Origin of the sequence: Allofournierella massiliensis (assembly GCF_964241245.1) — a bacterium.
GTDB lineage: Bacteria > Bacillota > Clostridia > Oscillospirales > Ruminococcaceae > Allofournierella > Allofournierella massiliensis.
Genome location: NZ_CAXSWZ010000001.1, coordinates 173779 through 182421, shown reverse-complemented (window position 1 = coordinate 182421; position 8643 = coordinate 173779). Strand labels below are relative to the sequence as shown.

Genomic DNA, 8643 nt, shown 5'->3' with positions numbered 1-8643 from the left:
CCTTGTAGTGGATGTAGTAGGACCGCAGGTCATTTCCCAGCCAGTCCATCAGATCCGCATACCGCGCACGGTAATTGTACACGTTGAATTCTGCGCTACCCTGGCGGCCTTCGCCCATACCGTGCTCCACAAAATGCTGGATCGTCAGATAGTCGCTGTATCCATACAGGTTACGGATATCCTCATTGTTCTGCACATAATAGTCGTAGTTATATACCGCAGAATAGTCCTGCCCCTGGTAACGGCTCAGGCGGCAATAGGTCTGCGCATCGCGGCCTTCTGCCTTGCCGTGGTCCTTGTAGTGGATGTAGTAGGACCGCAGGTCATTTCCCAGCCAGTCCATCAGATCCGCATACCGCGCACGGTAATTGTATACGTTGAATTCCGCATTGCCCTGGCGGCCTTCCGCCATACCATGTTCCACAAAATGCTGGAAGGCCTGTTCTCTTGTATAACCACTCAGGTCCGGGTTATGGGAAATATAATATTCGTAATTATATACGGCCTCATAATTCTTTTCATTTGCTCCCAGAGGGCCATACCAGTAGTTCATGTCAACATTTCCGCTGATGCCACTGATCGAACCCTTACTGGTATACTGCCACATCTCATAGCGGCCGTTATAACTGCAGGAGGAACGCCATTCCGCCACCCAACGGTACCAGTTTTCAAAAACCGCATCTGTCAGGTAGTAGTTCCACCAGTTCAGGCTTGCATATACACCAACATCATAACCCTTGGAGCCCACAATATCACAGAAGATCCGGGCAATTTCCGCCAGACCGCTGTTGCCCAGCACCAGCTGACGGTTTTCCTCCAGATCATAGAACACAGGCAGGTCGGGATTATGCCCCTCCAACAGACGAACCGCATGAACAGCTTCGTCCACAGCCATGTCCGCCGACATTGCATAGGAGTAGAAATATACGCCGTAGGGGATACCCAGCCGCTCACATTCCGAAACATTGCGGGACCACTGCTTATCGTCCTGTTCGGTCAGGTTCATACCGTATCCGCAGCGGATGACGGCGAAATCCACACCGGCAGCTTTCACTGCATCCCAGTCGATCACGCCCTGATGATGGCTCACATCAATGCCCCAGTAGCTGCCGGCAGAAAAGGTGCTCACACCATCCGGCAAATCAAGGCCCAGGGTATTCACCTGCGCGTCAATGCGCTTACCATTTTGATAGCGCCAGCTGTTCTCCTTCCCGGTCTGGGGCAGCTGATCCAGCCAGCCCTCCCGCTTTGCCTGCAAGGCCATGCGCATGTCTTCCATTGCAGCCTGCGCATCGGCCAGCTGGGTCATCATATCCTGCAACTCGGGGTCGGCCTGGCCATCCTCCGCCATTTCCATCGGCACAGCCGCAATGGCATCGATCTCTTTCAGGCTTTCTTCCAGTTCCTCCTCTGTCATTTCTGTCAGGGAGTAGCTCTGTTCCAGCAAATCTTCAATCTGCTGTTTCAGCTCTTTTTCGGTTACCTGACGCGACAGCCGATCCGGCACAATGGTTGCAGTGGCTTCCGGGGTCGCGGTCGGTTCCGGTGTTGCAGTCGCTTCCGGGGTCGCGGTCGGTTCCGGGGTTGCAGTCGCTTCCGGAGCTGCGGTCGGTTCCGGGGTTGCAGTGGCTTCCGGCACCACAGTCGGCTCCGGGGTCGCAGTGATCTGGGGCTCCGCAGTAGCCACCGGCTCCTGCGTGGGCGCAGCACTCACAACCGGGGTGTTTTCCGGCTCTGTTTCCGCGCTCTCCCCCGTCGAATCCGCAGGCACACCTTCCTGCTGCAGCTGCGCGACGATCTGCTCCTCAAGCGCGCTGGAATCATCCTGCGCAAAAACACCAATTGAAAAACAATTCAGCAGCAGCGACGCCGTGAGCACTACGCTCAATACCGCTGCCAGTCCTTTCTTCATTCCCTGTTGCATTGTTTCCTTATCTCCCTGTTTTCTTACCGTGATTCACCTTTGAATTCATGGTTTATTGTTTCGCGGTCGGTCTTGAGACCGATTCAATCCCGGGGCAAAACGCAAATCCCCCGAATACGCTTCTGATCAGAACCATGCTTCTTTTCGCCTTATGGTCAGGCGAGTGAAGCAGGATTCGCATCAGCTCACGTCCACTGCGGGCAAGGTAATACAGCATCCCTTTGATGCCTTCCTTCCGGTAGGTATAATTTTCGTTTCGATAAGCATAACGATACCGCTCGATCCGCTCCGGAACATCCGTGGAAAGGCTTGCTCCGTTGTTGCTCTGCATCATATGTATCACAATGCTTTTCCCCACCGCATAGCAATCCATCCCCAGGCGGCAGCTGATCCGCCGGGTATACTCCAGATCGTCGCCCCAGATGAAAAACTCCTTGATGGGCAACCCGGCCTGGCAGATCACTGCTGCCGGGAAGAACAGCGACACAAAGGTTGCCTGTTCGATCTGAACAATCCCGTAACGAAGCAGCTCCACATGCTCATAGAAGCTCTTCTTGATCTTCTGGCGATTCATTCGGCACTCTTTGCCGTCTTTCCAAAGCACCACGCTGGACACAAAACCATACCGGCCATTCAACTGTTCATGTGCGCTCCACAGCTGCTTCAATGCATCCGGCTGCGGAATCGTATCATCATCCATAATCCACACATAATCATAGCCAGCTTCCACAGCCCAGCGCATTCCGAAATTAAAACCACCGGCACCGCCCAGATTTTGCCCGGTATTGCGATACCTCACACGAGGTTCCGCCCACTGCTCCATTGCCTGCTGCGTTCCATCCGTGCTGGCATTGTCCACCACCAATACATCACAGGCGATTTCTTCCTGGTCCAGAATGCTGTGAATGCATTGTTGAAGCAGATCTTTTCGGTTGTACGTTACCACCACGGCCGCGATTCGTTCCATAGCGATTAACCCCATCATTTCTTTTTCCTGCTTTCGCAAAACTCAATCTGCGGAGCGAACCGGATTCCTTTGAAAAATCCGCCCCAGATGATTTTCAATTTGCCAAGCTTATCGCTGCTTTTTTTCAAAACCTGAACACTGTGCCAGGTATCTTTTGCAAGCAGCCACAGCCATCCCTTCAAACCTTCCCGCCGGTACAGATAAACATCGTTCCGGTAAAAGTACCGGTAACGGAGCATCCGTTCCGGCACGTCGGTGGCGATGTTCACAATCGTTTTGCTCTTCATCGCATGAACCACCGTGCTTTTCCACACCGCATAGCAGGGCATCTTACGGGAGATTCTGCGGGTATATTCCCAGTCATCGGTCCAGATAAAGAACTGCCGCAGCGGCAGGCCCATCATTTTGATCACGTCCGCTCGCAGGAACAGCGACACAAAGCTGGCCATCTGAACCGGCGCAAGATTCTGCACCGGTTCCGTCAGGTCTTTGTAGGGTGTAACACGCTGCACATTCATGGGGCACAGCGCACCATCCGTCCAAAGGCACCGGCTGGAAAGCCAGCCGTATTCCCCGTTCAGCTGTTCGTGGGCTGCCCACAGCGCTGCAAGTGCCTGCGGCTGCGGCAAGCTGTCGTCGTCCATGATCCATACATAATCATAGCCCTCTTCCACAGCCCAGCGCATTCCAAAATGGAAGCCGCCGGCCCCGCCCAGGTTTTCTCCGGTATTCCGGTAAAACAGCCTGGGGGAAGAGATCTGCTCCACAGCCTGTGCCGTTCCGTCGGTGCTGGCGTTATCCACCACCAGAACATCACATTCTGCTTTTTGCTGATCAAGCAGATGCTGCACACATTGCAGGAGCAGCTCTTTTCGGTTGTATGTGACTACCACCGCCGCGATTCGTTCCATTGGTTCTCCCTTTTCTCAGGCCAGTTCTGCGCGCACCTTGGCCAGCGCCACTTCCACGACCTTGTCCATATCATAGTACTGGTACTCGCCCAGACGGCCGCCGAAGATCACGCTTTCCTCGCCTGCGGCCAGTTCCTTGTATTTTGCATACAGGGCGCTGTTCTTCTCGTCGTTCACCGGGTAGTACGGCTCGTCGCCCAGCTTCCACTCGGCGCTGTATTCCCGGCTGATGACCGTCTTCTCCTGGGTGCCGAACTCAAAGTGCTTGTGCTCGATCACACGAGTGTAGGGGGTCTCGGCATCGGTGTAGTTCACCACTGCGTTGCCCTGATAGTTGGCCTCGTCCAGCACCTCGGTCTCGAAGCGCGCGCTACGATACTCCAGCACGCCCAGCTTGTAGGCAAAGTAGGCGTCGATGGGGCCGGTGTAGACCACCTTGTCGGCCAGTGCATCCCAGCCGGCTTTGTCGGCCAGATAGTCCTGACCCAGGCGCACTTCCACGCCCTCCAGCATCTTTGCCACCATGGCGGTGTAACCACCCACGGGAATGCCCTGATACAGAGCGTTAAAGTAGTTGTTATCGTAGGTGAGACGCACGGGCAGGCGCTTGATGATGAAGGCGGGCAGCTCGGTGCAGGGGCGGCCCCACTGCTTTTCGGTGTAGCCCTTGATCAGCTTTTCGTAGATATCCACACCCACCAGATTGATGGCCTGCTCTTCCAGATTCTTGGGATTCTCGGTGTAGCTGGCCTTGCGCTGCTCCTCGATCTTGGCAGCAGCCTCAGCAGGGGTAATCACACCCCACATCTTGTTAAAGGTGTTCATGTTGAAGGGCATGTTGTAGATTTCGCCTTTATAATTTGCAATGGGGCTGTTGGTGTAACGGTTGAAGGTGGCAAACTGACCCAGATAGTCCCACACTTCCTTGTTGTTGGTGTGGAAGATGTGTGCGCCATACTGATGCACCTGAATACCTTCCATCTCGTGGGTGTAAATATTGCCAGCAATGTGATCACGCTTATCAATCACAAGGCAGCTCTTGCCTGCTTTGGTCAGCTCCTGAGCAAACACTGCGCCGTACAGACCTGCGCCGACGATCAGATAATCATACTGCTTCTTCATATCCTTACTCCTTTTTTCTTTTGACGAATTAAGTGTTCTATTTTATTAGGAAATCCCCCAAAAATTTATGATTTACCAATAAATTTTCTTTTCAGAAAAGCACTGCCTTTTTTCAGCCAGTTTTGCTTTTCCATAAAGAGGTAGGGAATTTCTTTATAGGCAACCTGATTGGTTTCCACCCAAACATCCAGCAGGCGCTCGCTTACAAAGCCGAATACCCGGGCATCGTTTGGGCTGTAATTGCTGATGTCCAGCTCTGCTTCCAGCGTAAACAGAACATCGAACAGCCAGCTGCAATAGCCGTCCAGAAGATCACGACGCATTACAAACATATTGAACCGGTGCCCGCTGGTTCGCTTCATCACCCGGTCAAACGCAGGCAGATACTCCGGATATTTTCGGGCCAGAATTTCCCGGGTCTTGTCCAGATCCTGGGCATGATGGGCATGCACATATTGGTTGTAGGTCGTTTCGATCCAATAACGGCGTTTCCTGGGCAGAAGTACCGGGCAGGAGCTCAGCAGCGTTTCCAGCTCCTCTTTCGAGATAATGCGGCTCCATTTATCTCCGCTGCGCTTCGAGCTCGCAAAATGGCGCCGGTAATGAGCAAGCCCCAGATAATCGCAGGGGAGATTTTTCCACGCCCAATACAGCGCGGTCAGCTCACAATAGTTGGGATTTTTCCGGGAAATGGAATCGCCCTCATCATCCCGCAGAATCCCCGGGATGGAAAGGGGCGCATGAAGCGCAGCCCCCACCTGGATCGGGCAGTAGATCGGATCACCCGGCATTCTGCTGTTCTTATGGGTTGCAATCAGTATCTTTGTTTCCAACTGCTTTTCCTCTCACAATCACTGTTTCATTGCGCAGCCTGAGCCGAGCCAGGCTCTTTCCCCCTGAATTCCTCTCGGCTTTCCGGGCCGCTTGGAAATTGGACGCAACAACTCATTATAATCATCCTTTATGATACTCCATTTTGACAAAACCTGCAACAAATACTCAGAATTTGTCTTACCAAAATATCCTGCATCTTCATGGAATCTTTTGTTCGTCCACATTATATTTCATGCTTCTTTCAATTTTCTTTATCCATGCATTTGGTCCTCAAGAAATGTTACCCCATTTATTCCAGCATAACGTTCTGCGGATACAGTAACGCACACAGAAAAGGAGGGCCGCTCCAAATGAGCGGCCCTCCTGTGGTCGACTGAGATATTTTAGTAATCTTCCGGGATCAGCACGCCGTAGGTGCCATTTGCCCGGCGGTAAACCAGCTGAATCTGGCCATCGTCCATATTGCGGTACAGATAGAAGCTGTGGCCCAGCAGATTCATCTGCAGAATCGCCTCTTCGGTGGTGCAGGGTTTCACCACGAAACGCTTCTCGCGGATTACGTCGTAGCTTTCCTCCGGTTCCGGCTCGGTGGGCCATTCCACGGCGGCCGAACGGGTGAGCTTGTCGCCCAGGCGCTTGCGGTTCTTCACGAGGCGGCGGGTGAGCAGATCAACTGCATCGTCCAGGGCGTCTTCCATGCGTTCCTGCATTTTTTCCGCCCGGATCACAAGGCCTTTTTCCCGCACTGTAATCTCAACGGTCTGGCCGCTTTTCTCCACTGTCACCGTGACCTGCGCCTCGGCTTCGCCGGCAAAGAACTTGTCCAGCTTGTCCAGCTTTGCCTGCGCTTTCTCGATGAAACTGGGTTTCAGGGAAACTTTTCTGCCAGTGCATGTGACCTTCATAAAACCAATGCCTCCTTTGTGGCGAATATCCCGGACATATTTTGTGCTATCCGCTTTGATATACGCCTTTCTGATGGTTATATTGTATCACAATTGTACAAAAAGAAACAGAGTAAAACCGCACTAACTTGTAAACTTTTTGTGTTGCAACAGTGACAAAACGCTTTTGGTCAGAAAAACATGCAAAAAAGCCCGCGGCCGCTGCTTTTCGGGCAGCAGACCGCGGGCTCTCTTTTTTGTTTGAATCGATCAACCACGCCGGCGGGAGTAACCGCCGCCGCGCCGGTTTTCGGTAACGCGCTTCAGATCGGAAATCTTTTCCTCACTCTGGCTCTTGAACTTGGCCATCATATCCTCAAAGCTCAGATCGCCCTGGGGCTGCTGCGCCTTGGGCTGCCACACCCGGGGACCGTCGTTCCGGTTCTGACGGGGAGGACGGCCGCCGTTCGCACCACCCTGACGGGCGGGGCGGGCCGGACGGGGCTCCGGCGGCAGGGTGCGCTTGATGGAGAGGGCGATCTTGCCGTCCTCGCCGATGTTCATTACCTTTACCTTCACGGTCTGCCCCTCGGTGAGAACCGTGGACAGATCCTCAATAAAGCTGTTGGAAACCTCCGAAATGTGTACCATGCCGGTTTTGCCTTCCGGCAGCGCGACGAACGCGCCGAACTTTTTCACGCCAGTGATCTTGCCTTCCAGGATCGCTCCTACCTCTAACTGTAACGCCATGTAACCCCTGTTTCTCCTATTGTTTCAAAAATTATTTTATGTAAAAGGCCCGCAACGCCGAGACTCGCTCCCGGCCGCCCTTTGCATCTTATTTACCGGTCATATCCACAAAGACCCGCTCGTTGGGCTTTGCGTAGCCCAGCTGATCCCGCGCAACCCGCTCCACGATCTCTTCGTCGGTGCCGGACTGCAGCACGCGGCTGAGCTCGTCGTTCTGGGCCTGCTGGGCTTCCAGCTGCTGCTGCACCGCCTCCAGCTGCTGCCGTTTGGCGGCGATCTCCACCTGGTTGAACACCATGCCCACTACCAGATAAGCGGCCAGCGCCACAAGGCCCAGCCGCAGCATGAGGGAAGAAAAACCGCCCTTCTTTTTCTCAATTCTGGTCATACCCGGCAGCCCCCCTTTGCCGGCGTGCTTTGTGGTACGCCTTAAACCTGGTATTGATTAGAATTATACAACACCTTGGCCTTTTTTTGCAACTGTTTTGTTTGTCGTTTTACCACAGCGCTGTGCAGTTTTTTCCGGGTGCGTTCCAGCCTTCGGCCACACAAACGCCCCACCGGGCGAACCGCTGTGATCCAGATCAAACGCACCGGCAGCAGCACAAACCACTCCGCCAGGCTTCGCAGCGCGCCAAGGCCCGGCGCCAGCACAAAAAAGTAGCCCCACAGGCCGGCCGCCGCCCCGGCAGCCATATACCAGCGCACGGCTCCGCTGTAACTGCGGCCCGCGGCAAAGCTGTGCAGCAGCACCGCCGCGCAGGCGAATACAGTCAGGTCCAGCACAAAGCACACCGGGCGGCTGCTGCCCAGCAGCCAGCGCGCGGCATCATAGCCCACAGCCAGCAGCAACCCCAGCCCCAGGCAGCACAGGGCATCCGCCAGCACCAGCGCCTCCGGAACATGCGCCGCCATGCACGCTCAGCGTGCCAGGCGGCGCAAAAAGCCGCCCGGGCTTTTCACCGGCTCCGAATACTGCATGTATTCGATGGTGCCGTAGATCTTCAACTCGCCGGTCTGGATGGAAAGCTCGCTCACCTGAATGTTCCGCCCGCCAATGACCAGCGTGCCCTGCTGGGTCTCCAGCGTAGCGCCCTGTTCGTCGTAGCTCACGATCCGGGTCACACCGGTGGCGGTAAGGGTTCGCCGATCTTCCACGATCAGGTTGTGGGGCAGCTTGACCGGGTCCGGCGCGGGTTGCTCAAAACGTTTTTCCTGCATTCTTTCACCTGCTTTTGCCGCAACGGGCTT

At 54.6% G+C, this 8643-nt stretch carries 10 protein-coding genes; all 10 read right to left on the bottom strand.

Features of this window, described 5'->3' with window-relative positions; translation table 11 throughout:
* On the bottom strand, window positions 1-1912 hold a 1912-nt coding region (locus ACESYO_RS00890), incomplete at its 3' end, for a GH25 family lysozyme (RefSeq protein ID WP_373209189.1).
* A gap of 64 nt (window positions 1913-1976) precedes the next feature.
* The gene (locus ACESYO_RS00885) at window positions 1977-2930 is read right to left on the bottom strand and encodes a glycosyltransferase family 2 protein (RefSeq protein ID WP_283129103.1); all 954 of its coding nucleotides are present in this window, start codon (window positions 2928-2930) and stop codon (window positions 1977-1979) included.
* Complete coding sequence (locus ACESYO_RS00880) at window positions 2906-3802, bottom strand: glycosyltransferase family 2 protein (RefSeq protein ID WP_283129104.1); 897 nt, start codon at window positions 3800-3802, stop codon at window positions 2906-2908. Before ACESYO_RS00880 ends, ACESYO_RS00885 begins: the two co-directional genes overlap by 25 nt.
* Before the next feature lie 15 nt (window positions 3803-3817).
* Window positions 3818-4924 carry a UDP-galactopyranose mutase gene (gene glf, locus ACESYO_RS00875; protein ID WP_373209185.1) on the bottom strand — a complete coding sequence of 369 codons (1107 nt, stop codon included), beginning with the start codon at window positions 4922-4924 and terminating at the stop codon, window positions 3818-3820.
* A gap of 65 nt (window positions 4925-4989) precedes the next feature.
* Entirely contained in the window at window positions 4990-5757 is a 768-nt protein-coding gene (locus ACESYO_RS00870) for a DUF4422 domain-containing protein (protein ID WP_283129106.1), read from the bottom strand.
* Between the two features lie 384 nt (window positions 5758-6141).
* Complete coding sequence (hpf, locus tag ACESYO_RS00865; protein ID WP_058966705.1) at window positions 6142-6663, bottom strand: ribosome hibernation-promoting factor, HPF/YfiA family; 522 nt, start codon at window positions 6661-6663, stop codon at window positions 6142-6144.
* Between the two features lie 249 nt (window positions 6664-6912).
* The gene (locus tag ACESYO_RS00860) at window positions 6913-7392 is read right to left on the bottom strand and encodes a S1 RNA-binding domain-containing protein (protein ID WP_058966707.1); all 480 of its coding nucleotides are present in this window, start codon (window positions 7390-7392) and stop codon (window positions 6913-6915) included.
* Window positions 7393-7480: 88 nt separating this feature from the next.
* Complete coding sequence (locus ACESYO_RS00855) at window positions 7481-7780, bottom strand: FtsB family cell division protein (RefSeq protein WP_283129107.1); 300 nt, start codon at window positions 7778-7780, stop codon at window positions 7481-7483.
* Between the two features lie 41 nt (window positions 7781-7821).
* Entirely contained in the window at window positions 7822-8307 is a 486-nt protein-coding gene (locus ACESYO_RS00850) for a hypothetical protein (RefSeq protein ID WP_283129108.1), read from the bottom strand.
* Window positions 8308-8313: 6 nt separating this feature from the next.
* The gene (locus ACESYO_RS00845) at window positions 8314-8613 is read right to left on the bottom strand and encodes a YabP/YqfC family sporulation protein (RefSeq protein WP_058966712.1); all 300 of its coding nucleotides are present in this window, start codon (window positions 8611-8613) and stop codon (window positions 8314-8316) included.
* Between the last annotated feature and the right edge of the window lie 30 nt (window positions 8614-8643).